Consider the following 22,954-nt stretch of genomic DNA (forward strand, 5'->3'; position numbering starts at 1 on the left):
GTCAGGCCAGACGCCCGGCCTGCCAGGCCTGCGTCACATAGGGAAAGGCAATGACCGGTTCGCGCAGGGCGGCAAAGCGTTGCTGCAAGGCGCGCAGCTTCGCTTCGACAGCCTGGCGCTCGGCCGCGGGCAAGGCCGCGATGAAGCTGACCGAAGCGATGCGGTCGATGACGACCTGCTCGAACGAGCCCTCATGGCTGTGTGGGAACTCCGTCAGCTGCAGTGGTGCAAACAGCGCCTGCCCTTCGAAGGCGCGCTTCCACTGCCCGGTGTAGTAGCGCGGCGCGTCGCCCTCGTAGGGCGTGATGATCTCGGTGATGGCGGCAACCCAGTCGCAGGCCTCGTCCCGCACATTCCAGACCAGGCCCAGCCGGCCGCCGGGCTTCAGCACGCGGTGCATCTCGCCCAGGGCCTGGGCATTGGCAAACCAGTGGAAGGCCTGGGCGCAGACCAGCACATCGGCCTCGCCATCGGTCAGGGGTATGGCCTCGGCCGCGCCGGCCAGCGTTTGCACGCCGGGCAGGCTCTCGGCCAACTTGGCGCGCATCGCATCCACCGGCTCCACGGCCGTCACTGCGGCGCCGGTGCGGGCCAGCAGGTGGGTGAACTTGCCCGTGCCGGCGCCCAGGTCGACGACGCGGGCGCCGTCGCGCACGCCGAGCGGTGAATCCAGCCAAGCCACCAGGGCTGGCGGGTATTCCGGCCGACCGCGCTGATAGCTGTCGGGGGCCAGGGTGTAGCCGCGCTGGGCGGCGTCGTGGATGGGTGGGCTCATCAGAGATCCGCGTAGAGCCGGCCGGGATTGAACACGCCCCGCGGATCGAAGCTCGCCTTCAAGCGCTTGTGGATGGCCGCCAGCGGCGCGCTCAGCGGCGCGAACGCGCCGGCGCTCTTGTCCAGGGCGCGGAACAGCGTTGCATGCCCGCCGACCTTGGCCGCCGCCTCGCGCACGGCCGCCGGCTCCATCGGCGTGACCACCCAGCGCTGGGCGCCGCCCCAGTCGACGAGCTGCTCACCATGCAGCTTGAGCTCGGGCGCGGTGCTGGGCAGGCCCAGCCGCCACATGCGCGCGCCGCCCGCGACGGCCCGTTCGGCACCGACGAAGAATTCATCGCTCTGGTCGCGCAGGCCCATCCAGAAGGCGCCGGCCAGCTCGGGCGGGATCACGTCTCCGCCCAGCTTGCGCATGGCGGCCTCGACGGCCGCCTGCGCGCCGGCCAGCCGCAGCAGCAGCGCGCCGTCCCACCAGGCGCTGGCCTCGATGGGCAGGGGCTCGCCGCCCCAGCGGTTCATGGCCATCAGGGCAGGCGCCTGTTCGAACTCGAAGCGCAGCGTCGCCACGGCGGCCGGCAGCGGCAGCACCTTCAGCGTGACCTCGGTGATGAGGCCGAGCTGGCCCATGGAGCCGGCCAAGGCGCGGCTGACGTCGAAGCCGGCGACGTTCTTCATGACGGTGCCGCCGAAACTCAGCAGCTCGCCCGCGCCGTTGATCATCACGGCGCCCAGCAGGTGGTCGCGCACCGAACCCAGGGCCGCGCGGGCCGGACCCGACAACCCCGCGGCCACCATGCCACCGACCGTACCCTTGCCGCCGAAGCGCGGCGGCTCGAAGGCAAAGCGCTGGCGATGCTGGGCCAGCAGCGCCTCCACATCGAAGACCGGCGTACCCGCCAGCACGCTGATGAAGAGCTCGCTGTGTTCGTAGGCTGTCACGCCGTTCAGTTCCAGCGTGGACAGGGTCTCGCCCTGCAGCGGCCCGCCATAGAAATCCTTGCTGCCGTGGCCGGTGAAGCGCAGCGGCATGCGCGCATCGCGCAGGCGCTGCTGCAGGTCGTCGAATTTCAAAAACGCTCCAGTTCCGCAAAGGCCAGCAGGCCGCGCTTCACATGCATGCGGCCGTACTCGGCACAGCGGGAGAGCGTCGGGATCTGCTTGCCGGGGTTCAGCGTGCCGGCGGGGTCGAAGGCGGCTTTCAGCGCCAGCATCTGCTCACGCTCCTCGGTGCTGAACTGCACGCACATGGAGTTCAGCTTCTCCACACCCACGCCGTGTTCGCCCGTCACCGTGCCACCCAGGGCCACGCTGCGCTCCAGGATCTCGGCGCCGAACTGCTCGCAGCGGTGCAGCTGGTCGGGGTCGTTGGCGTCGAAGAGGATCAGCGGGTGCAGGTTGCCGTCGCCGGCGTGGAAGACGTTGGCGCAGCGCAGGCCGTACTTCTTCTCCATCTGCTGGATGTCGAGCAGGATGGTGGCCAGGTGCTTGCGCGGGATGGTGGAGTCCATGCACATGTAGTCGGGGCTGATGCGGCCTGACGCCGGGAAGGCGTTCTTGCGGCCGCTCCAGAACTTCAGGCGCTGGGCCTCATCCTCGCTGACCTGGCAGCGCGTCGCGCCGCTGGCCTGCAGCACGGCCTCCATCCTGGCGACCTCCTCGGCCACTTCCTCGGGCGTGCCGTCGCTTTCGCACAGCAGGATGGCCTCGGCCTCGAGGTCGTAGCCGGCATGCACGAAGTCCTCGACGGCCGCCGTCATGGGCTTGTCCATCATCTCCAGGCCCGCCGGGATGATGCCGGCCGCGATGATGGCCGCGACCGCGTCGCCGGCCTTTCGCACATCGTCGAAGCTGGCCATGATGCAGCGCGCCAGCTGCGGCTTGGGCACCAGCTTGACGGTGACCTCGGTGACGACGGCCAGCATGCCCTCGCTGCCGATCACGAGGGCCAGCAGGTCCAGGCCCGGTGCGTCCAGGGCCTCGCCGCCGAACTCGACCGCCTCGCCCTCGGCCGTGAAACCGCGCACCCTCAGCACGTTGTGCAGGGTCAGGCCGTATTTGAGGCAGTGCACGCCGCCGCTGTTCTCGGCGATGTTGCCGCCGATGGTGCACGCGATCTGGCTGCTGGGGTCGGGCGCGTAGTACAGGCCGTGGGCTGCGGCGGCCTCGCTGATGGCGAGGTTGCGCACGCCGCATTGCACGCGGGCCGTGCGCGCCAGCGGGTCGAGCGACAGGATCTTGTTGAACTTGGCCAGGGCCAGCGTCAGGCCAGCCTCGTGCGGCATGGCACCGCCCGAAAGGCCCGTGCCCGCGCCACGCGCGACGACGGGCACACCGAGGCGGTGGCAGGCCTTGAGCACGGCCGCCACCTGGGCCTCGGTCTCGGGCAGGGCCACGGCGAGCGGACGCTGGCGGTAGGCCGTCAGGCCATCGCACTCATAGGGCGTGGTCTGCTCGGCCTGGTGCAGCAGGGCGTGCGCCGGCAGCAGCGGCGCAAGGGCCGCCATGAGGGCGGCGCGGCGGGCGGCAAGGTCCAGCGGGGCATTCATATCGGACCCACTTTAGTTGCCTATTCCGAATTCGCTTGCGGGCCGAGCGCCGGGCCGCTCCCTAGCCGGCCCGCGCTGGCGATGTGCTTGCCGGTCAATCCGGCAAGCATCGCCGTCCCCTCGGGGGCTGAGGCCGGACACATGGCGCCCAGTGGGCGGCATGTGCCTGCCGAAGGGCTGCGGCTCATGCCGCAGCGCGGTCTGCAAGACCGACCAGACTCGCTCGCGTTCAGCGACGCGAGGTTGGGCGAGGGGCAGGTTCATCTCAGCTTTCGATGACGAGCCAGTAGGCGGGCTTGTGCAGGGGCGTCTCGGGCGGCAAGAGCGGGTTCTTCAACAGCAACTGGCGGCGGCGGGCCAGATTGTGGCGGCGCAGCAGGTCGCCGAAATACTGCTGGAAAAGACGCGCCAGGCTGCCGTCGCCGGCCGCTGACTCCATGCCGCGCTGCAGCTCGGCCGCCAGCTGCGGCCGATCGGGGCGCACGAAGAGGTAGGAGGCCGCGGGATAGCGCAGCAGCACATGGGGCTCGATGACAAGGTCATGGGCCTGCGGCGTGGCCGCCTCGTCGTCGATCTCGAAGACGGCGCGTGGGAAATAGTCGATGCGGCGCAGCCTCAGCATGTCGAACAGCGCCTCGTAGCGGCTGATGCCCTGCACGGGCAGGCCATTGGCGCGCAGGATGCCGGTGTCGGGCCAGTCCTGGCCCTGGCCGGCGGTGTAGCGCGCCAGCCCCTCGACATCGCGCAGATCACGCCAGCGGTCCACGTCCTCGGGGCGGACGAAGGCGATGCGGCAGCCGATGAGGCCGCGGTCCATGGGCACGCGCACCGGCAGCATCTGCGTCTCGCGCTCCATGCTGGTCATGGTCCAGCACAGGTCGATGCGCCCGCTGCGGTCGGCCAGCTCGCGCACGACGCGGGCCTGCGTCATCGGCACGGGTGATTCGACCAGGTCATAGCTGGCGCCGCTGCGCGTGATCGCGAGCTTGATGACCTCCTGCATGTAATGCCATTGCGGCACGCGGCCGGGGTCATGCTGGGGGTAGACCAGCGGCGTGGGCCGCGCAGACACCTCGGTGGCGGCGGCGGCCAGCAGCACCAGCAGCGGCCGGCGCCTCATCGCCCGGGATTCGCTCCGGCCGGCATCGGCCTCAAGTCTTGCGGCGCGGGGTCTTGGCCGCGGTCTTCGTGGCCGTCTTGGCGGCGGTTCTCGCAGCCGGCTTGGGCGGGGCGCCCGCAGCCAGGCCCTTGGCCACGCTGCCCACCACCGAACCCGGCACAGCGGCTGCGCGGCGCAGCGTGTCGCTGGCCGCGTCGAAACTCTGTTTGACGAGGCTGCCGGCCAGGTTCTTGGCCGCGTCGGTGGCGGTGTCCTTCATGGCCGAGGTGGCCAGCTGGGTGAACTGCTGGCTCAGGGCCGTCCACCACTGCGTCGGGTCGACGACGGCCGCCGGGTTGTCGGCCACGGCCTTGGCGGCGTTGCCGGCGGTCTTGGCCGCAGCGGTGGCCGTCTTGGTCGCCGTCTTCACGGCTGTCTTGGCCGCGGCCTGGGCCACCGGTGCCGCGGCGGCCATGATCTCGGGCGGGATGACCGGCCAGGACGCACCGTCGCCGCCGGTGGGCAGCTTGAGGCTGTCGCGCAGATCGGCCAGGGGCACGTTCATGGATTTCAGCGTCGACAGCGTCATGCGCTGCACCTCCAGCGCCTGGATGGTGGCGGCCAGCATGCGCGCGTTCTGCTCCAGCCAGAACTGCACCGTGCGCAGCTCCTCGATGCGCTTGGACAGCTCTTCGGGGTTCAGCGTCGGGGCCACCCACTGGCCGATGCCCGGCAGGGCCGAACCGGCATTCTTGACGAGGCCCTGCAGGAACTCGAAACCGGGCACGAACTTGGTGAAGCTGTTGTCGGTCATGGTGTGTCTCCTGCGTTGATCCTACTTCGCGGGCAGCAGGGCTTCGACGGTAAAACCCTGCTGCGCCAACAATCGCGGCAGGGCCTGGGGGCCGCTCATGTGCAGGGCCCCCACCGCCACCAGCAGGTTCTGGCCGGCGCCATGCAGGGCGGTGATGCGATTGGCCAGCGGGCCGTTGCGGTCGTCGTTGACGCGCTTGAGCCAGGCCCGCTCCGCCGGGCTGTCGGCACAGGCGCACCAGCGCGGGTAGTCGGCCAGGGCGCGCAGGTCGCCGCGCGACCAGGCGCGGCTGAGCTTGCGCAGCGGCTCGCGCATCTGGCCCTTTTGCAACTGGCGCAGCGTGCCGTCGACGATAGCCGGCAGCTCTGCCGCCTCGGGCGCCAGGGCCAGCAGCTGTTCCTCCACGGTTTCGAGCGACTGCACCGGCCGGCCCTCGCTCTTGGCCCAGGCCATCAGCATGACGTCCTGGCCAAAACCGGCGTCGAAACCGTCGCGCCGCGCCTCCATCAGGGTCAGCATGCTGAGCCGCAGCATGACCGGCAGCGCGCCCAGGGCGTCGGGCGACAGGCAGGCCGCACGGGCCTGGGTGTCCAGGCGCCGGGCCATGGCCGGCGGCAGCGGCGCCGCCTTGGGCAGTGCCGCCAGCACGGCGCCGACGTCGGCGGGATCGAGCTCGACGGCCAGCACCTCGGTCTGTGCCCAGGCGGCGCGCAGGGCCGGCCCGGGGTAGGCCCAGTCGGCCTTCCCCACATGCAGGCTGCCGTAGAGATAGCTGCTGTGACCGTCGCGGCTGATGCGCCACAGCAGGCCGCGGTCGGGGGCCTTGGCGGCCCAGGTGGCGGCTTGGTCGGCGCTGGGCAGGGCCGGCGTGGGGGGGCAGTCCGCCCGGACGCTGCCGGCGGCGGCAAGGGCGAGCAGCAGAAGTAGCAGGGCACGGATCATGGCTGGGGCTCGATGCGGAGTTCGCCGGGTTTTTGCGAGAAATGCAGGCGGCCGAGCACGTCCATGCCGAGCAGGGGCGCGCTGAGATTGGGCAGCACCATGACGCTCAGCTTGTCGGCGCGGACGCCGCCTTCCAGCGTGACGTCGGCCCGCGCCAGGAAGCCGCGTGCAGCGCCGGCCGCGGTATGGGTCTGCACGGCGCCCAGGGGCTTGAGCCCGGCGCGATCGGCCAGTGCCTGCGGCAGGGCCGTGGCGGTGGCGCCGGTGTCGACGAGGAAGTCCACCTCGATGGCGCCGACCCGGCCGGGCCAGTGGAAATGGCCATCGCCGGCACGCGTCAGCACGATGACCTCGCCGGCCAGCTTGAAGCGGCTGGCCTCGCGTTCGCGCTCCCAGGTCTTGAAGCCCAGGAAGATGATCAGGCCGATGAGCAGCCAGACCGTCAGCAGCTTGAGGGTGTGAGGCAGATCCTGGTGAGACACGCGCGGGTTGGGGCAGGGTTTGCTTGGGCGCCAACGATAACCGCGCCGCTCAGAATCAAAGGCATGAAGCTGTTACCCGCTCTTCTCTTCGCGGCCTGTGCCTCGGCCCAGGCCAACCCCTTTGTTCCCGTCGAGTGGCTGGCCGGCTGCTGGGTGCAGACCGGCCGCGAGGCCGGTTCGGTCGAGCAGTGGATGGCGCCGGCCGGCGGCCTGATGCTGGGCATGGCGCGCATCCTCAAGAACGGCCGCGTCGTCGAGTTCGAGTTCATGCAGATCCGCGCCGACGCCGACGGCAAGCTCAGCTTCGTTGCCCAGCCCCAGGGCAAGCCGCCGACCGAGTTCGGGCTGCTGCGCTCCGGCGAGGCCGAAGCCGTGTTCGAGAACGCCGGGCACGACTTCCCGCAGCGCGTCATCTACCGCCGCGAAACGGCCGACAAGCTGGTGGCCCGCATCGAGGGCAGCCTGAAGGGCAAGGAGCGCGGCATCGACTTCCCCATGCAGCGCAGCGCCTGCCCGTGAAGGCCCTGCTCGTCGCCCTGCTGCTGGCTGGCAACGCCGACGAAGAGGTCCTGAACCGCTTCAACGACCCCTTTGAAGCGGTCTCCAGCGACATCGCCGACTGCCCCGAGCCGCGCGGCCCGCGCATCACCGCCGCCGAGGCCCGCGTGCAGGCCCATGCGCGCGCCGAGCGCGGCACGACCTGCTGGCTCAAGGGCCAGTGCAGCGAGCCCAATGCCTTCCGCTACGACGCCGGCATCGCCGTCGCACTGCGCGAACGGCTGCAAGGCGCCGCGGCGCTGAAGCCGAGCAGCCTGTGGCTGACGGTGCAGGGGCGCGTCGTCTACTTCGAAGGCTGCGTCGAGCGCCAGGAACAGGCGGCCGAACTGGAAGCCCTGGCACGCGGTTTGCCGGATGTGCAGCAGGCCCTGGCCCTGGTGCGGGTGGGACGCCATGGCGCCCTGCCCTACCGGCGCTTGAACTGACCTGCCACCATTGGCAACCATGCATCTGCTGAAGCGACTCACCACCCTCCTCGCGTTGACCCTGCTGCTCAGCCTGATCGGCTGCTCCAGCCTGACCCTGGCCTACGGGCAGCTGCCCCTGCTGGCCGGGCTGTGGGCCGACAACTACCTCGACCTGGACAGCGCCCAGCGCCGCCAGTTGAAGACGCAGCTGCAGGCCTGGCAGGCCTGGCACCGCCGCGAGGAGCTGCCGCAGTGGATAGCGCTGATCCACCAGGCCAATTCGGCCCTGGACGACGGCGTCACCCAGGAAGAACTGCTGGCCCTGGAGCGCGGCGCGCGGGCCAGCGTCGAGCGCTGCCTGCAGCATGCCGCGCCGCTGGCCGTGCCGGTGCTGGCCGGCCTCAGGCCCGAGCAGTGGCAGCATCTGCAGAAGAAGATGGACGAGAAGACCGAGGAATGGCGCGACAAGCACTCGGGCGGGCGCAGCCCCGACGAACGTGCCAAGCGCTACACCAACAATCTCGAGCGCTGGCTGGGCGACCTGGACCGCCCGGTTCGCAAGCAGGCCGCAGCCGACGCGCGCAGCTGGCATTTCGACCTGCCCGTCATGGCTCAGGCCCGCGCTCAGCGCCAGGCGAATCTGGTGCGGGCCCTGCGCGCCTGGTCACACCAGGACCTCGCCGCCGGCACCGCCCTGCTGATGCAGGACTCCCAGACCTTCGCTGCCGAGCAGCCCTACCGCGACGAAGTCGTCGCCAGCCTGCTGAAGCTGCTCAACGGCCTGGACGCCGACCAGCGCGCTGCCGTGCGCAAGCATTGGGCCGACTGGACTGCCGAGCTGCGCAGCCTGCAGGCCTCCTAGGCGCTAGCGGCTGCCCTGCGCGCGCGGCGGCAGCGACTGCAGGAAGGCGTGCAGGCCGCGCAGGTCGACATCATTCATCTGCGCCAGCGACTGAAACGGCATGACGGCGATGGGCGAGCCATCGGGGCGCGTGCCGCTCCTCATCATGGCGACGAAGGCGTCGACGCCGGCATAGCGCGCCGCCATGGCGCTGCCGGCACCCGGCGTCAGATTGGCCGCGGCCGGCCAGTCCGGCGGGCCGCCTGGGATCTTGCCGCCGCCATAGCCCTCGCCGTGGCAGCCGATGCACATCTGCGCCACATAGCGGCCGTGCGCCACCGTCGGCCCCTCCGGCACGGGCGCGGGCGGCGCCAGGCTGTGGTCGATCTTGGCGGCAGCGTCCTGGATCAGCCCCAGGCCGTAGAGCACGCGCACCGGCGGCGGCAGCTGGATGACGGCCGTCTCGCCGCTGACGGCGGGCAGTTGCCGGGCATAGGCGATCAGCGCGCCCAGGTCGGTGTCGGTGAGGCGGTTGTAGTCCTCGCTGGGCATGATCATCAGCGGCCGCCCATCGGTCTTCAGGCCGTGGCGGATGGCGCGCACCCAGTCCTCGACGCGGTAGGCCGCCGTCACCGAGCCCGGCCCGGGGCTGATATGGGGCGCGACGACCAGCAGGCCGCCACTGTCGATGACCTTGTGCCCGCCGCCGTTGGCGCCATGGCATTCGGCGCAGCCGCGTGAGTTGAAGAGATAGCGGCCGCGCTCGAGGGCGGCCGCCTCCGTGGGCAGGGCCAGGGCCGCCACGCTGACGTCGATGCGGCGCTCCAGCTTGCGCCCCGCCTGCAGCCAGCCGGTGGCGGCAATGGCGATGACAACGATCGCAGCCAAGCCGACGGCGATGCCCAGCCACTTGAAGAGCTTGCTCATGGTCCCTCCTTGACGCGGCCCTCACCGCGCGGCGGGACTATGGCCTCAAGAGCGCAGCGCCGCCACTGCGGACAAACGCGCGGCCCGGCGCGCCGGCACCCACACGGCCAACTGGCCCAGGATCCACAGCGTCAACGCGCCGGCGGGCAGGTAGAGCCAGGGCAGGCGCGGCAGCTCGTAGCTCTGCATCAGCAGCTGGCTCAGGGCCCAGGCGCCGACCAGGCCAATGAGGACGCCGGTCGTCGTCAGCAGCAGGTTCTCGAGTTGGAAGTAGCGCAGGATCTGGCTCTCGGTGGCGCCCAGGGCGCGGCGCGTGCCGATCATGCGGGTGCGCTGCTGCACCCAGAAGCTCGCCAGGCCGACGATGCCCATGGCCGTGACCAGCAGCAGGGCCATGCAGACGCCCCCCATCAGCCAGGCCATGGCCCGGTCCTGGGCGTAGAAGGCGGAGCGCATCTCGGTCAGCGAACGCGCCTGGGTGACGACGCGGCTCTTGTCGCCCTCCTCCAGCGCGGCCGTCACGGCCTTGATCTGGGCATCCAAGCGGCCCGGCTCGGTGCGGATGACATACGAGCCGCCGCCGCGCAGCGGCAGGATCATGGCGGTGCCGCCGCCGTCGCGGCGCGCGCGGTGCAGCTGGGTGTGGGTGAGGGTCTCGACGACGCCGATGATGGTCGACGGCGAGCGGCCGAACAGATAGACCTGCTTGCCGACGGCCGGCTGGCCGGGGAAGAGCTTCTCGGCCATCACCTTGTTGATGATGAGCTGAGGGATCTTGGGGTCGGAGACGGCAAAGGCCTGGTAGCCGTCAAGGACCTCGTCGGCCGAGAAGTTGCGGCCCTCGACCAGCTTGAGGCCGAAGGTCGGGATCATCTGCTCGTCGGCCGCGTATTGGGCCGCCGTGATGCGCAGGCCCTTGTTGTCGGGCTCCAGCGAGACGCCGCTGTTGTTGCTGTTGTTGCCGTAGACGATCTGGTTGGCCACCGTGGCCGCCTTGATGCCGGGCACGGCGCGCACGCGGGCCAGGTCCTCGGCCACGATGCCGGCCGTGCGCTCGGGCAGCTGGGGCTTGCTGCCGCGCAGCGTCAGCACGGCGATCTCGGACTCGGCCATGCCGCTGTCGGCATTCAGCGCCTGGATGCGGGTCTGGATGAGGTGAAGGGCATTCGTGACGATGCCGCAGGACAGGGCCACCTCCAGCACGATGAGGCCGGCCGCGATCCGATGGCGGCGCAGCGTCGACAGAATAGGCATCAAATCTTTGAACATCTTCTTCACCTCATGTGTCTTGAACATGCGGGCCGAGCGCCGGGCCGCTCCCTAGCCGGCCCGCTCTGGCGATGTGCCGGCGGCTCAACGCCGCTGGCATCGCCGTCCCCTCGGGGACCGACCGGACTCGCTCGCGTTCAGCGAAGCGAGGCTGGGCGAGGGGCTGCGTCATCTCACTGCACCTTGAGTTGGACCGCGGGGGTGACGAGGGCGGCACGCCAGGCCGGCAGCAGGCCGGCGATCAGGCTGGCCAGCAGGGCCAAGCCCAGGGTCAGAGCCAGCATGCTGGAGTCGAGCTCGGCCAGGCGGGCGTAGTCGTTGGGGCTCTGGCGCACCAGCCACAGGCCGCCCTGGGCGAACATCAGGCCCAGCAGCGCGCCGGCCAGGCCGAGCAGGCCGGCCTCGACGACGAACTGCTGGAAGATGTCGCTGCGCCGGGCGCCCAGGGCGCGGCGCACGCCGATCTCGCCGCTGCGGCGCAGCGTCTTGGCCAGCAGCAGGCCCACCATGTTGACGACGCAGACGGCCAGGAAACCGAAGGCCAGCCAGGTCTGCAGGCGCACGTCGGCGGGCAGCACCTTCTGGGCGCCCAGCCAGTCCATCACGCTGCGCAGGCGCACATTGGTCGGGCGCTCGAAGCGGCCGGCCTTGCGCTGGGCCTCGGAGTAGGCGGTGAGGTAGTCGCGGTAGGCGGCGGCGTCCTCGGGCTGGGCGAATTCGACCCAGTACTGGATCCAGGAGCAGCTGGCGTTCAGGTCCAGCGAGCTGCCGCCGTTGGCGCCCTTGCCCCAGCAGTCCATATTGCCCCAGTGGCCCATCTTCAGGAACATGGCCGTCGAGAAGGGCAGGTAGAAGTCCTCGGTCTCGGTATAGCTGCCCAGGGTCAGGTCCCAGAAGTGAGGCTGCACCTTCCAGGGCTTGAGCACGCCGACGACGCGCAGCGGCTGGCCGCGCACGATGACTTCCTTGCCGACGCTGTTGCCACCGCCGAAGAGCTTCTCGTTCAGTGAAGCCGAGATGACGGCGACACGACCCTCGCCCTCGTCATCCGCCGCGCTCCAGCCACCGCCGTACTGCCAGGGGGCGTCGAACATCGCGAAGAAATCGGCCGAGGTCATGCGCACGCCGGAGAAGATGGGCTTGACGTTGGCGTCGGGCAGGCCGACGGCCGTGTTGAAGCCGCTGGACATGGCCTGGCGCAGCGCCTTTTTGTCGCGCAGCAGGGCCGTCGCGTCGTAGCGCGTCAGGTCGAAGGTCGGCTCCTCGCCGGCCTTCCAGCCCACCATGTCCGAAGCGTCGAGCTGCACATTGAAGAGCTTGGCGCTCTTGTGCGGGATCGGGTCGCCCGACAGCACGTGGTAGACGGTCAGCGTCGTCATGCAGGCGCCGATGCCCAGGGCCAGGGCCAGCACCATCAACGCGGAGAGGCCCTTGGCGGCGAGGGTGTTGCGCCAGGCGAGTTCGAGGTAGTGGAGGAACATCAGTTTTTCTCCAGGAGTGCGTTGACGGTGGCGAGCTCGGTGTCGCCGAGGGACCCGGCCGCCTGGTGCAGGGCCAGCAGGGCCAGCACATGGCGGTGGCGGGCCTGGGTCTGGGCGTTCTGGGCGCCGGCCAGGGTCTGGATGGCGAGCAGCAGATCGGTGGTGCTGCGCGTGCCCAAGGTGAGGCCGGTGCGGGTGGCCTCCAGCGCGCGCTCGGCGGCCTGGACGGCAACCTGCGTGGAGCGCAACTGAGCCTCGCCCTGGCCCACGGCCAGGTGCTGGGCGCGCACCTCGCGCAGCACGGCACGGCGGCTGGCTTCGAGCTGCTCGCGCGCGGCATCGCGCTGGAAGCCGGCGCGGTCGGAAGCGGCAGCCACGGCGCCGCCGGCAAACAGCGGCACGGTCAGGCGCACACCGACCGTCGTCGGCGTGCGGCTGGCGTCGAAGGCCGACACGCCATCACCGCGGCGCCGATTGGTGTCCACGCCCACGCTGAGCGTCGGCAGATGGCCGGCGCGGGCGGCGGAGATGCGCTGCTCGCTGGCCTGCACGTCCAGCTGCAGGGCGCGCAACTCGGGGTTGGCCTGCAGGGCGCGCTGGGCCCAGGCCTCGGCGTCGTCGGGCAGGGGCTGGGCGGTGAGATCGCGGCGCAGCGGCTGCAGGGCCGCGGGCGCGGCGCCGGTCAGCTGGGCCAGGGCCTCGCGGGCATCGGCCAGGTTGGCTTCGGCGGCGAGGGTATTGCCGCGCGCCAGCTCGCGGTAGGCGCGCGACTGGTCGGCCTCGACCTGGGCCGACAGGCCGGATTGGAAGCGGGTCTCGGCCTCCTTGACCTGGCGGTCGAAGGCCTCCTCGTTGGCGCGGGCCGTGGCCAGCTGGGCCTGGGCCGACAGCAGGCCGAAATAGGCCTCGGCGACACGGGCGCGCGCGGCCTGCTCGGCGGCCGCCAGGCGGGCCGACTGGGCCGAGGCATCACTGCGGCTGGCATCCCATGCACGCAGGGCGGCGAGGTCGAACAGCGGCTGGCTGAGGCTGCTGGTCGTCGTGCGCGTGCGGCCACCGCCACCGTTCTCGCGCTCCTCGCTGCTCTGCAGGCTCCATTGCGGCAGCAGGGCGGCGCGCGCTTCACGCGAGGCCGCTTCCTGCGCGCCGTTGAAGGCGGCGGCCTGGCGCAGCAACGGATCGGCCGCACGGGCCTGGGCCCAGACCTGCAAGAGGTCGTCGGCGCGGGCCGCTTGAGCGGTCAGCAGCGCGAGGACTAGGATCAATCGACGCATGGAACTCAGGCGACGGCCAGGTTCATCTTCAGCTCGGCGGTCAGGTCCACGACCTGGCCGTCGATGACGTGCACATTGCGCTGAGCGCGTGCGGCGAGCTGCGGGTCGTGGGTGACCATGACGATGGTGGCGCCGTCGCGATGCAGCTCTTCCAGCAGCTCCATGACGCTGCGTGCCATCGCGCTGTCGAGGTTGCCGGTCGGCTCGTCGGCGAGCAGCAGACGCGGTTCGCCGGCGAGCGCCCGGGCGATGGCGACGCGCTGCTGCTGGCCGCCGGAGAGCTCGTTCGGGTAGTGCTTGCCGCGCGCCGACAGGCCGACGCGGGCCAGGGCGTCCGCGGCGCGCTTCTTGCGCTCGGCCCCGCTCATGCCGCGGTAGCGCAGCGGCACCTCGATGTTGTCGAGCACGCTCAGGTCGGGAATCAGGTTGAAGGCCTGGAAGATGAAGCCGATCTTCTGGTTGCGGATGCGCGAGCGCTCGCCATCGCCCATGCGGCTGACGTCGATGCCGTCCAGCAGGTAGCGGCCGGCGCTGAAAGCCTCCAGCAGGCCGGCGATGGTCAGGAAGGTGGTCTTGCCCGAGCCCGAGGGCCCGGTCACGGCGACGAACTCGCCCTCGTTGACGGTCAGGTTGAAGTCGCGCAGCGCATAGGTCTCGACCATCTCGGTGCGGTAGACCTTCTGCAGTTTTTCCATCTGGAGCATGGCTTTCCTTCCTCTTCCTTAGTCCGCAATGAGGACGCGGTCTGCGCCCTTGAAGTTGTCCGCACCGGAGATGACGACGCGGTCGCCCACCGACAGACCTGAAACGATTTCGACCCGCTCCAGCGAGCGAGCGCCCAGCTTGACGGCGACCTTCTCGGCCACGCCGCCGCGCACGACGTAGGCATAGCTGCCGCCGCCCTCGTCGACGAAGCTGCCGCGGGCCACGCCCAGCACCTTGTCGCGCTTGTCCAGCAGCACGCGCACCGACAGGCGCTGGTTCTGGCGCAGTTGCTCGGGCTGGGTGCCGGCAAAGCGCAGCCGCGCCGCGACTTCGCCGTTGACGACCTCGGGCGAGACCGAGCTGACCTGGCCGGCCCAGCGCTGGCCATTGCCGCTGATTTCGCCGGGCATGCCGGGCTGCAGCTCGCGGGCGAAGCTTTCGGCGACCTGCATCTGCACTTCCAGCGCCGACAGGTCGATGACCGACAGCAGCTTGGCGTCGCGGGCGACGTTGGTGCGGTCGGGGATGAAGAGCTGGCCGACCTGGCCGTCCACCGGCGAGCGCACCAGCAGCTCGGCCACCTGGCGCTCCAGGTCGCTGACGAGCAGTTGCTGGCGGGCCAGGGCGCTCTGCTTGGCCTGCACGTCGAGCTTGAGGCTGTCGGTCTTCAGGCCGCGCAGGTCGCGGGCCTGGTCCAGGGCCAGCTTGGCCTTGGCCAGGGCGTCCTGGGCGCGCTCGACCTGCATGCGGGCCGTGGCGCCGGCCTCGAAGGCCTGGGTCTGGCGGGCCAGGTCGTTCTGGGCCGTCTGCTGGTCGATGCGGGCGTTCTCGTAAGCGCTCTGCAGGGCGGCGCTCTGCTGGCGGGCCTCGACCTCGGCGCGGGCCAGGTCGGCGCGCAGCGCGTCGACATTGCTGCGCTCCTGGGCCAGGCGGTTGGTCAGCTCGGGCGAGTCGACCTTGGCCAGCACCTGGTTGCGCTTGACCGGGTCGCCAGCCTGCACGGCCAGGGTCACGGTGCCGGCGCCGGGGGCGAAGAGCGTGGGGCTCTGGGCGGCGACGACACGGCCTTCGCCGGCGACGTCGCGCGTCAGCGGCCCGACCTCAACGCTGGCCAGGGACAGGCGGGCCACGCTGACGGCCTGGTCGGCGGACAGCATCTGCTTGACGCGGCCGCCGCCCAGCAGCAGCAGCACGCCGACGAAGGCAGCGCCGCCGGCCAGCAGCCAGGGCCAGCGCCGGGACGGTGGAGCCAGGGGACGGTCCTGCTCGGAGGTGTCGCGGAAGCGGGTGTTCATGCCCCGTATTCCGCAAGCGCTGTGCCAGCCCCTGAACCGTGACAAATCAACGGCTTGGCGGCGGCCGGACTGTCCGCGGACAGCTTGCGGACAGTCCGAACAAGGTCAGCTACCGTCCGCAGCGTTTGCTTACCAAACGGCACAACTGGTGGCGAGACGACACGTCCGCCGCCCTCCAACATCGCGCCGCTTCGGAGACTCACCATGCCTTGTTTTGCCCGACTCTGCCTGTGGGCCGCGGCAGCCAGCCTGAGCTGGCCCGCCCTCGCCGCCGACCCGCCCGCCGCCACGATGACCGAATCCGAGGCGCGGCGCTTTCTCGCCCAGGCCAGCTTCGGGCCGACGGACGCCAGCGTCGCCGAGCTGATGTCGCGCGGCCGCCCGGCCTGGCTGGCGAGTCAATTCACGCTGGCCAATTCCGACTTCACGGGCGTGCCCTATGTCGACCCCGACTCCAGCAAGGGCTGCCCCACCGGCGCGCCGGCCACCTGCAAGCGCGACAACTACAGCCTCTTCCCGGTGCAGGTGCAGTTCTTCGCCAATGCCGTCAACCAGCCCGATCAGCTGCGCCAGCGCACCGCCCTGGCCTTGTCGGAGATCCTGGTCGTGTCGGGCAATGTCATCAAGCTGCCCCATGCGATGGCCAACTACCAGCGCATCTTCCTGCGCAACGCCTTCGGCAACTTCCGCGACGTGCTCAAGGAAGTGACGCTGTCCCCGGCCATGGGGCGCTTCCTGAACATGGCCAACAACGACAAGCCCAACCCGGCCAAGGGCATCGAGCCCAACGAGAACTACGCCCGCGAGGTGCTGCAGCTGTTCTCCATCGGCCTCTTCCAGCTCAACCCCGATGGCAGCGTCCAGCTCGACGCCAAGGGTCAGCCCGTCCCCAGCTATGACCAGGAGACGGTCGAGGGCTTCGCCCATGTCTTCACGGGCTGGACCTATGCGCCGCGGCCGGGGGCCACCAAGAACAGGTTCGGCAACCCGAGCTATTACGACGCGCGGATGATCGCCTTCGACGAGCATCACGACAAAGGCACGAAGAAGCTGCTCAGCGGCACCGTGCTGCCCGGCGGCCAGACGGCGCAGGCCGACCTGGAAGCGGCCATCGACAACATCTTCAACCACCCCAATGTCGGCCCCTTCATCGGCCGCCAGCTGATCCAGCAACTCGTCACCGCCAACCCCAGCCCTGCCTATATAGCTCGCGTGGCGAGGGCCTTCAACGGCGCGGCGAGCGACGTCGGCTCGGGCCGCCCGCGCGGCGACATGAAGGCCGTGCTGACGGCCATCCTGACCGACCCCGAGGCGCTCACGCCCCAGGCACCGGCCAATTCCGGCAAGCTGCGCGAGCCCATCCTGCAGCTGACGCATCTGCTGCGCGCCATGGGCGGCGTCAGCGACGGCGTCTGGCTGCGCTCCCAAGCCGCGGGCCTGGGCCAGACGGTCTACAGCCCGGCCAGCGTCTTCAACTTCTTCCCGCCCGACTACGACCTGCCCGACAACCCCAGCCTGGACGGCCCGGCCTTCGGCGTCTTCAATGCCAGCGCTGCCTTCAAGCTCAGCGGTGTGCTGCAGACGGCACTGAACGGCAAGGGCGTGGCGCCCGACACCACGGTGCCCGGCGCCATCGGCACCAAGATCGACCTCGCCCGCTGGCAGACCCTGGCCGCCACACCGGCCAGCCTGGTGGCCGAGATCAACCGCGTGCTCTTCGCCGGCCGTGCCAGCGCTGCCCTGCAGGCCGCCCTCCTGAAGGCCGCGCAGATTGCGCCAGCCACCAAGCCTCTGGACCGCGCCAAGGCCGCGTTGTTCTTGGCTGCCATGTCCCCCGAATACCTGGTGGAGAACTGAAATGCTGTCCCGACGCCATCTGCTCTCCCACGCCGCTGCTCTTGCCGGGGCTTCCGCCCTGCCCTCGCTGGCAGCCCCGCTGATGGGCAGCGACTACCGCGCCCTCGTCTGCGTCTTCCTCTACGGCGGCAACGACGGAAACAACATGGTCATCCCCATGGATGCCGCCGGCTATGCGGCCTATGCCAGGGCGCGCGGCACGGCCGGCGCCGGCGGGCTCACGCTGCCGCAGTCGTCCCTGGCCCCGCTGAACGGCGGTGGTGTGGGCCTGCATCCGGCCTTGACGCCGCTGGCCGACATCTGGAACCAGGGCCACCTCGCCGTGCAGGCCAATGTCGGGCCGTTGGTGCGGCCCATGACCAAGGCCGAGTTCAATGCGGCGAACGCCCAGCGGCCCAGCAATCTGTTCTCGCACGACGACCAGCAAGACCAGTGGCAGCGCGGCCAGTCCTACAGCGGCAACACCCTGCCGTCGACGGCGGGCTGGGGCGGGCGCGTCGCCGACCTGCAGGCCACGGGCGGCGTCGTGCCCATGGCCCTCTCGGTCAGCGGCAACAACGTCTTCATGAACGGCGCCACCAGCCAGGGCCTGACCGTCGGCTCGGGCACCAACTTCGCCATCAAGGGCTTTGGCAGCAACCCCAGCGCCAGCCCGCTGTACCAGCTCTACCAGAGCCTGCTGCAGCAGCCCTATGGCAATGCCGAGGAACGCGCCGCCGCCAGCGTGCTGAACCAGGCCATCAAGGCCAGCAATGTGCTCAACACGGCCCTGTCCAGCACCGGCAGCGTGGCCGGCCTCTTCAACGGCCTCTCCAGCAGCATCGCCCAGCAATTGCTGACCGTGGCCAAGATGATCGAGGGCCGCTCGGGCCTGGGCGTCACGCGCCAGCTCTTCTTCGTCAGCATGGGCGGCTTCGACACCCACAACGACCAGCTCAACCAGCAGAACCAGCTCTTCGCCGACCTCGCACCCGCATTGAAGGCCTTCTACGACGCCATGCAGCAACTCGGCGTCGCCAATGCGGTGACCACCTTCACGGCCAGCGATTTCGCGCGCACCCTGCAGCCGGCCTCGGGTGGCGGCACCGATCATGCCTGGGGCAATCACCAGTTCGTGATGGGTGGTGCCGTCAAGGGCGGCCTCTATGGCCGAATGCCCCAGCTCGTGCTCGGCGGGCCGGACGACTCCGGCGACGAGGGCCGCTGGCTGCCGACAACGTCGGTGGACCAGATGAGCGCGACGCTGGCGAGCTGGTTCGGCGTCGGCGCGGCCGACCTCGGCGGCGTCTTCCCCCACCTGGCCAACTTCAGCGTCAAGAACCTCGGCTACTTCGGCTGATGACAAAACTGGCAGGGGCGGCTGGTACAAGCGCCCCATGCCTGAAAGCCATCCCATCCAGTGCCGCTGCGGCCAGCTCCGCGGCTTGCTGCAGCCCACGCGCCCGTCCAATCGCTGCGTCTGCCATTGCTCCGACTGCCAGGCCTTTGCCCGGCATGTGGGATCACCGGACACCCTGGACAGCCGGGGCGGCACGGACATCGTCCAGGTGCCGGCCTCTCATTTCACGTTCACGCAGGGCCGCGAGCAGCTGGCCTGCATCCGCCTGACCGACAAGGGCATGCTGCGCTGGTATGCCAGCTGCTGTCGCACGCCGATTGGCAACACGCTCGCGGACCGCAAGGCCGATTTCGTCGGCCTCATCCACGCAGGTCTCGGTCCTGGCAGACCCTCTCTGGACGAGTCGTTCGGGCCGGTCAGGATGCGCGTCGGTGTCGACGGCGCTCCGGGTGCTGACAAACCCAAGGCGGCCGGCGTGTTCACCGGCATGGCCAAGGTCCTGTCCTTCATCGTGAAGGGGCGGCTGCGCGGGACCTGGCGGGCCAGCCCCTTCTTCGATCCCCAGACCGACCTTCCGATCGCCCAGCCCCAGGTGCTGTCGACCCAGGAGCTGGCGGCGGCCAAGCGTCGGGGCTGAAGGCGGCTATTTCGGCTGAGGCTTGGCGCAGGGCTGGGTCAGCAGGCCGTAGTTCGCTTCCTTGGCATACAGGAAGCGGCCGCTGCCGATGTCCATGATCAGATCGGTGGACACGATGCGCCCCCACCAGGCGCGCATGAAGATCAGCTCCTCGTTGATCCACCGGGCCTCGACGCTGTCGAGCTCGCGGTCGAAGTCCATGCGCCAGCGGGCGCGGGTCTTGACGGAGAAGATCTGCAGGGCCACGGTGTCCGGGCCGTTGAGCCCGGGCCGGGTCACGCGTGTGAAAGCGGCCGTGCGCTGCGGCGCCCAGCGTTTGTCTTCAGCGCCCTCTTCCTCGTCTTCCGGTGGCTCGGCCGGCCGCGCGGCCAGGCGCTTGACGGTCACATGGCCTTGCAGCGGGATGAGCTGGGGGGCCGAGTAGAGGACGACGGCCTCGTCGCAGCTCTGCAGGGTTTCGGCCTGGGCAGTGCAGGCAACGGTTGCGAGGGCAAGGGCGTAAAGGAGTGGGCGCATGGCGACGGCGTTGAGAGGTTGGCGAATGCTGCCAGCCTCAACGCGTCGCCCCGCCCGGACGGACGACTTCGTTCGTGGGAGCTGCCTCGAGCTTCAGGCAACGCCCGTCACGACCAGGAAGCAATAGGCCAGCACCGCGCCCCAAAGGCACAGGCCGAACAAGGAGGAAGCGCTTCGCATCACGTCGTTCTCCCATCTGTTTGAACGCTGCCGCTGCACGCCTCAGGCCCGCAGCAGCTTGTCTGCATAACGCCAAGTTTGCGGGGCTTGGGGAAACACTGTTGCCAGTGCGGTTTCCGACAGGCCCAGGTGGCGCTGCAGCAGGGGTGACAGGACCTGGCGGAAGTCGGTGCGCACCGCCAGGTCGCGGCCATCGGCCAGGGCGCTGGCGTCCAGGCCCGGCCATTCGCCCAACATCTGGCCGCCGGCCACGGGGCCGCCCATCAGCCAGATGACATTGCCGCGGCCATGGTCGGTGCCGCCATTGCCGTTCTGGCGCAGGGTGCGGCCGAACTCACTGACGACGACGATGACGGTGTCCTTGTAGGCATCGCCCAGGCCGACGCTCAAGGCGTCCAGGCCCTCGCCCAGGCTGGCCAGGCGGTTGGCGAGCTGGCCGCGGGCGGCGCCCTGATTGACGTGGGTGTCCCAGCCGCCGACGGCCGTGAAGGCGAGCTGGGTGTGGGCGTCCTTGCGGATCAGCGTCCCCAGGCGCCGCGCATCGGCGGCAAAGCTGCGCGCGGAGGGCGCGCCGGCGTCGGCGCTCGGGTCCATGGACTTGCCTTCGCCGCCGGCCATGCTGCGGCTCATCTCGCCACGGCCCTGGGTCGTGTCGCGCAGCGTGCTGCTGAGCTGGGCGTCGTTGGCATAGAGCTTGGCCAGACCCGCCTGCATCTGCGGGTCGTCGATGGCACGGCGCTGCATGGCATTGGGCCCCAGGCCCAACGTGGCGACGCTCGCGGTACCCGCAAAGATGCGCGGCGGCGTGCTGCCCTGGGAGATGGCGCGCGTCGGCGCCGGCTCCCCGGGCAGGGCCGTCAGCAGCCGGTTCATCCAGCCGTCGGGCGTGGACTTGCGGCCCGGCGTGCCGGATTCGAGATAGTCCTGGGCATCGAAATGGGAGCGCGTCGGGTCGGGCGAACCGCTGGCATGCACGAAGGCGAGCTGGCCGCCGTCCCAATGGCGCTTCAGCGGGCTCAAGGACGGGTGCAGGCCGAACAGCGAATCGAGCTTGATGAGGCCGTCCTCGGCGCCGGGCGCGGCCAGGGCGATCTGCGGGCGGCTGGCGGCGTATTCGCGCTCGCCGTAGGGCGCCACGACGGAGAGGCCGTCCACCGCGCCGCGCAGCATGACGACGACGAGCTTCTTTTGGCTGCCGCCTTGAGCCTGCACCAGCGACACGGGCAGGCCGCCCAGTGTGAAGGCGCCAAAGTGGAGGAGTTGACGACGCAGCATCGCGGTCACCTTTTCATGAAGTCGGGGCTGGCGAGCAGCAGGGCCACCTGCTGGCCGGCGGGTTCGGCGGCCAGGGTGCGGCGGGTCGGTTCGCTGACCGAGGCGCCCAGCGTGCTGGTCAGCTTCTCGGCACTGATGCCGCTGCGCTGCCCCAGCGTCGTGGCCAGCTGCACGCGCTGGGTCAGCGCCTCGGGGTTGCGCCAGGCCGCGGCCGTGTTCTTGTAGCCGTCGGGCGTCTGGGCGCCGTACAAGGGCTGGCCGGCCTGGGCCAGGGCGGCCAGCAGGTTCTGGGGATTGGCGGGCTGCAGGTCCAGGGCGCGCAGGGACGACAGCAGGTATTGGTAGGGCGTCTTGAACTTGGCCTGGTAGGCCTCGCGGCTCCAGAACTCGTCGGCGCGGATCAGCGTACGGGTGAACTCGCGCAGGTCGCCGCCGCTGGCCTTGAAGTTGTCGGCCAGCTTCTGCACCAGGGAGGCCGGCGGGTCGTCGGCCACGAAGGCCTGGGCGAACTTGAAGGCCAGGTGGCGGGCCGTGGCCGGGTGGGCGGCCAGCACGTCCAGCGCATGTTCGCCTTCGGCCGGGCCGGCGCCCTTGACGGTCTGGCCCAGCCAGCTCTTGGTGCCGTTGTCGTGCTTGCGCGCATCGAAAGCAAACAAGTCGCCGGTGCCGCCGACCAGGGCCTTGCGCGAGTCCAGGCCCCAGCCGGTCAGCATGCGCGCCAGCTCGGTCACGTCGCGCTGGCCGTAGCCGCCATCCACGCCCAGGGTGTGCAGCTCCATCAGCTCGCGGGCATAGTTTTCGTTCAGGCCGCTGGGCACGCGCGCCTTCAACTCGGGCCGCTCGGCCAGGAAGCGGCGCGCGCGCTGCGGCGGCTCGTAGCCGGCGACCACGCTCTGGGCGTTGTCGAGATAGATCAGCATGGCCGGATGCCGGGCGGTGGCGCCCAGCATGTCGCGGAAGCGTCCCAGCACATGGGGGCGGATGGCGCGCTGCTCGTAATCGGCGACGAGAACACCCACGGCGTTCTTGCCGGCAAAGACATTGAAGTGGTTGAACCAGAACTCGGCCAGCGTCTCCTCAAGCTGGGCCGGACTCTGCAGCGCACGCGACAGCCGCGCCGTCGCCGCCTGGGCGACGAGGGGGCGGATCTTCTCGCGCACCGCATTCAGCGCGTCGGCATCGGCTGGTCGGCCCTGGGCCTGTTCGCGCCGGGCCTCGCGGGCCGATTTCACCGCCTCGCGGTAGCGGCCCAGCAGCTCGGCCTGGCCGAGCTTGAGCACCTCCAGTTCGGCAAGACGGGCGCTCAGCGCTTGCGGCTGCGGCAGGCGGCGCGGCTCCAGCTGTTCGCTGAGGAAGCGCTCCAGCCATTTGTCGGCGCCCAGCGCGGCGATGGCGGCAGCATCGGCCGGCCTCGGGCCGTAGCCCAGGCGATTGAGGGCATGCAGGGCGCGCTCGTCGGCGCTCAGGGCGGGGCCGGCAACAGCTGTGGCCGCCTGGCTGCGGCGCGCCGCCAGCATGACGCCACTGGCCAGGGCGGCGGCGCTGCTCAGCACAAAGCGGCGGTTTTTCATGGGACATCTCCGGTGTCGTCACCGAAGCATCCCGCCAGGCGCGCAAGGCCTTGTGGCCCACGCGCAAAGATTTGTAGAGATGGCGCCCCTAATCTGAGGAGTACATGCTTGCCGGTTCGACCGGCAAGCACATCGCCCAAGGCGGGCCGGCTAGGTGAACTGGAG

At 70.3% G+C, this 22,954-nt stretch carries 22 protein-coding genes; 6 read left to right on the forward strand and 16 right to left on the reverse strand.

The window, feature by feature from the left end; genetic code table 11:
• Nucleotide 1: 1 nt before the first annotated feature.
• The 7 genes from J2X20_RS10810 to J2X20_RS10840 all read right to left on the reverse strand — a co-directional run bounded on the left by J2X20_RS10810 (nucleotide 2) and on the right by J2X20_RS10840 (nucleotide 6,657).
• Nucleotides 2-775 carry a class I SAM-dependent methyltransferase gene (locus J2X20_RS10810; protein WP_310264288.1) on the reverse strand — a complete coding sequence of 258 codons (774 nt, stop codon included), beginning with the start codon at nucleotides 773-775 and terminating at the stop codon, nucleotides 2-4.
• Nucleotides 775-1,845: a glycolate oxidase subunit GlcE gene (gene glcE / locus J2X20_RS10815; RefSeq protein ID WP_310264291.1), complete on the reverse strand. Its 1,071-nt coding sequence runs from the start codon at nucleotides 1,843-1,845 to the stop codon at nucleotides 775-777. The genes J2X20_RS10810 and glcE overlap by 1 nt, the downstream gene beginning before the upstream one ends.
• Nucleotides 1,842-3,320 (reverse strand): FAD-linked oxidase C-terminal domain-containing protein, encoded by a 1,479-nt coding sequence (locus J2X20_RS10820; protein WP_310264294.1) that lies wholly within the window; start codon nucleotides 3,318-3,320, stop codon nucleotides 1,842-1,844. The genes glcE and J2X20_RS10820 overlap by 4 nt, the downstream gene beginning before the upstream one ends.
• A gap of 265 nt (nucleotides 3,321-3,585) precedes the next feature.
• Nucleotides 3,586-4,440 carry a substrate-binding periplasmic protein gene (locus J2X20_RS10825; RefSeq protein WP_310264297.1) on the reverse strand — a complete coding sequence of 285 codons (855 nt, stop codon included), beginning with the start codon at nucleotides 4,438-4,440 and terminating at the stop codon, nucleotides 3,586-3,588.
• 31 nt (nucleotides 4,441-4,471) lie between these two features.
• The gene (locus J2X20_RS10830) at nucleotides 4,472-5,233 is read right to left on the reverse strand and encodes a PhaM family polyhydroxyalkanoate granule multifunctional regulatory protein (RefSeq protein WP_310264299.1); all 762 of its coding nucleotides are present in this window, start codon (nucleotides 5,231-5,233) and stop codon (nucleotides 4,472-4,474) included.
• 21 nt (nucleotides 5,234-5,254) lie between these two features.
• Entirely contained in the window at nucleotides 5,255-6,175 is a 921-nt protein-coding gene (locus tag J2X20_RS10835) for a TraB/GumN family protein (protein WP_310264303.1), read from the reverse strand.
• Nucleotides 6,172-6,657 (reverse strand): retropepsin-like aspartic protease family protein, encoded by a 486-nt coding sequence (locus J2X20_RS10840; RefSeq protein ID WP_310264305.1) that lies wholly within the window; start codon nucleotides 6,655-6,657, stop codon nucleotides 6,172-6,174. The genes J2X20_RS10835 and J2X20_RS10840 overlap by 4 nt, the downstream gene beginning before the upstream one ends.
• A 63-nt stretch (nucleotides 6,658-6,720) precedes the next feature.
• Between J2X20_RS10840 and J2X20_RS10845 the strand changes: the two genes are divergently transcribed.
• The 3 genes from J2X20_RS10845 to J2X20_RS10855 are packed head-to-tail and all read left to right on the forward strand — an operon-like array spanning nucleotide 6,721 to nucleotide 8,484.
• Nucleotides 6,721-7,176, forward strand: a complete 456-nt coding sequence (locus J2X20_RS10845; RefSeq protein ID WP_310264307.1) for a DUF6265 family protein — start codon at nucleotides 6,721-6,723, stop codon at nucleotides 7,174-7,176.
• The gene (locus J2X20_RS10850) at nucleotides 7,173-7,640 is read left to right on the forward strand and encodes a BON domain-containing protein (RefSeq protein ID WP_310264309.1); all 468 of its coding nucleotides are present in this window, start codon (nucleotides 7,173-7,175) and stop codon (nucleotides 7,638-7,640) included. Before J2X20_RS10845 ends, J2X20_RS10850 begins: the two co-directional genes overlap by 4 nt.
• 19 nt (nucleotides 7,641-7,659) lie before the next feature.
• Nucleotides 7,660-8,484, forward strand: a complete 825-nt coding sequence (locus J2X20_RS10855) for a DUF6279 family lipoprotein (protein WP_310264311.1) — start codon at nucleotides 7,660-7,662, stop codon at nucleotides 8,482-8,484.
• Nucleotides 8,485-8,487: 3 nt separating this feature from the next.
• Here the strand turns inward: J2X20_RS10855 and J2X20_RS10860 are convergent, their stop codons facing one another.
• From J2X20_RS10860 to J2X20_RS10885, 6 genes are all read right to left on the reverse strand, one after another.
• On the reverse strand, nucleotides 8,488-9,390 hold the full coding sequence (locus J2X20_RS10860) for a c-type cytochrome (RefSeq protein WP_310264313.1): 903 nt from the start codon (nucleotides 9,388-9,390) through the stop codon (nucleotides 8,488-8,490).
• Between the two features lie 45 nt (nucleotides 9,391-9,435).
• A complete protein-coding gene (locus J2X20_RS10865) occupies nucleotides 9,436-10,659 on the reverse strand; it encodes an ABC transporter permease (RefSeq protein ID WP_310264317.1) in 1,224 nt (407 codons plus the stop codon).
• Nucleotides 10,660-10,832: 173 nt separating this feature from the next.
• Complete coding sequence (locus J2X20_RS10870; RefSeq protein ID WP_310264319.1) at nucleotides 10,833-12,140, reverse strand: ABC transporter permease; 1,308 nt, start codon at nucleotides 12,138-12,140, stop codon at nucleotides 10,833-10,835.
• Nucleotides 12,140-13,414 carry a TolC family outer membrane protein gene (locus J2X20_RS10875; protein ID WP_310264321.1) on the reverse strand — a complete coding sequence of 425 codons (1,275 nt, stop codon included), beginning with the start codon at nucleotides 13,412-13,414 and terminating at the stop codon, nucleotides 12,140-12,142. Before J2X20_RS10875 ends, J2X20_RS10870 begins: the two co-directional genes overlap by 1 nt.
• Before the next feature lie 5 nt (nucleotides 13,415-13,419).
• Nucleotides 13,420-14,118: an ABC transporter ATP-binding protein gene (locus J2X20_RS10880; protein WP_310264324.1), complete on the reverse strand. Its 699-nt coding sequence runs from the start codon at nucleotides 14,116-14,118 to the stop codon at nucleotides 13,420-13,422.
• 18 nt (nucleotides 14,119-14,136) lie between these two features.
• Nucleotides 14,137-15,414, reverse strand: coding sequence for an efflux RND transporter periplasmic adaptor subunit (locus J2X20_RS10885; protein WP_310264326.1), 1,278 nt, complete (start codon nucleotides 15,412-15,414; stop codon nucleotides 14,137-14,139).
• Nucleotides 15,415-15,618: 204 nt separating this feature from the next.
• Here J2X20_RS10885 and J2X20_RS10890 point away from each other — a divergent pair, with 204 nt between their 5' ends.
• From J2X20_RS10890 to J2X20_RS10900, 3 genes are read left to right on the forward strand one after another with little or no spacing between them, the layout of a single operon-like run.
• Nucleotides 15,619-17,271, forward strand: a complete 1,653-nt coding sequence (locus tag J2X20_RS10890) for a DUF1800 domain-containing protein (RefSeq protein ID WP_310264328.1) — start codon at nucleotides 15,619-15,621, stop codon at nucleotides 17,269-17,271.
• Between the two features lies 1 nt (nucleotide 17,272).
• Nucleotides 17,273-18,610 carry a DUF1501 domain-containing protein gene (locus J2X20_RS10895; RefSeq protein ID WP_310264331.1) on the forward strand — a complete coding sequence of 446 codons (1,338 nt, stop codon included), beginning with the start codon at nucleotides 17,273-17,275 and terminating at the stop codon, nucleotides 18,608-18,610.
• Nucleotides 18,611-18,647: 37 nt separating this feature from the next.
• Nucleotides 18,648-19,247, forward strand: a complete 600-nt coding sequence (locus J2X20_RS10900) for a DUF6151 family protein (RefSeq protein ID WP_310264333.1) — start codon at nucleotides 18,648-18,650, stop codon at nucleotides 19,245-19,247.
• Between the two features lie 6 nt (nucleotides 19,248-19,253).
• Here J2X20_RS10900 and J2X20_RS10905 read toward each other — a convergent pair whose 3' ends face one another.
• The 3 genes from J2X20_RS10905 to J2X20_RS10915 form a co-directional block, all read right to left on the reverse strand.
• A complete protein-coding gene (locus J2X20_RS10905; RefSeq protein WP_310264334.1) occupies nucleotides 19,254-19,763 on the reverse strand; it encodes a hypothetical protein in 510 nt (169 codons plus the stop codon).
• 222 nt (nucleotides 19,764-19,985) lie between these two features.
• The gene (locus tag J2X20_RS10910; protein ID WP_310264337.1) at nucleotides 19,986-21,218 is read right to left on the reverse strand and encodes a DUF1501 domain-containing protein; all 1,233 of its coding nucleotides are present in this window, start codon (nucleotides 21,216-21,218) and stop codon (nucleotides 19,986-19,988) included.
• Between the two features lie 5 nt (nucleotides 21,219-21,223).
• A complete protein-coding gene (locus J2X20_RS10915; protein WP_310264338.1) occupies nucleotides 21,224-22,789 on the reverse strand; it encodes a DUF1800 domain-containing protein in 1,566 nt (521 codons plus the stop codon).
• Between the last annotated feature and the right edge of the window lie 165 nt (nucleotides 22,790-22,954).

The sequence above is a fragment of the Roseateles saccharophilus genome (genome assembly GCF_031458095.1).
In the GTDB taxonomy this organism is placed as follows: Bacteria; Pseudomonadota; Gammaproteobacteria; order Burkholderiales; family Burkholderiaceae_C; genus Pelomonas; species Pelomonas saccharophila_A.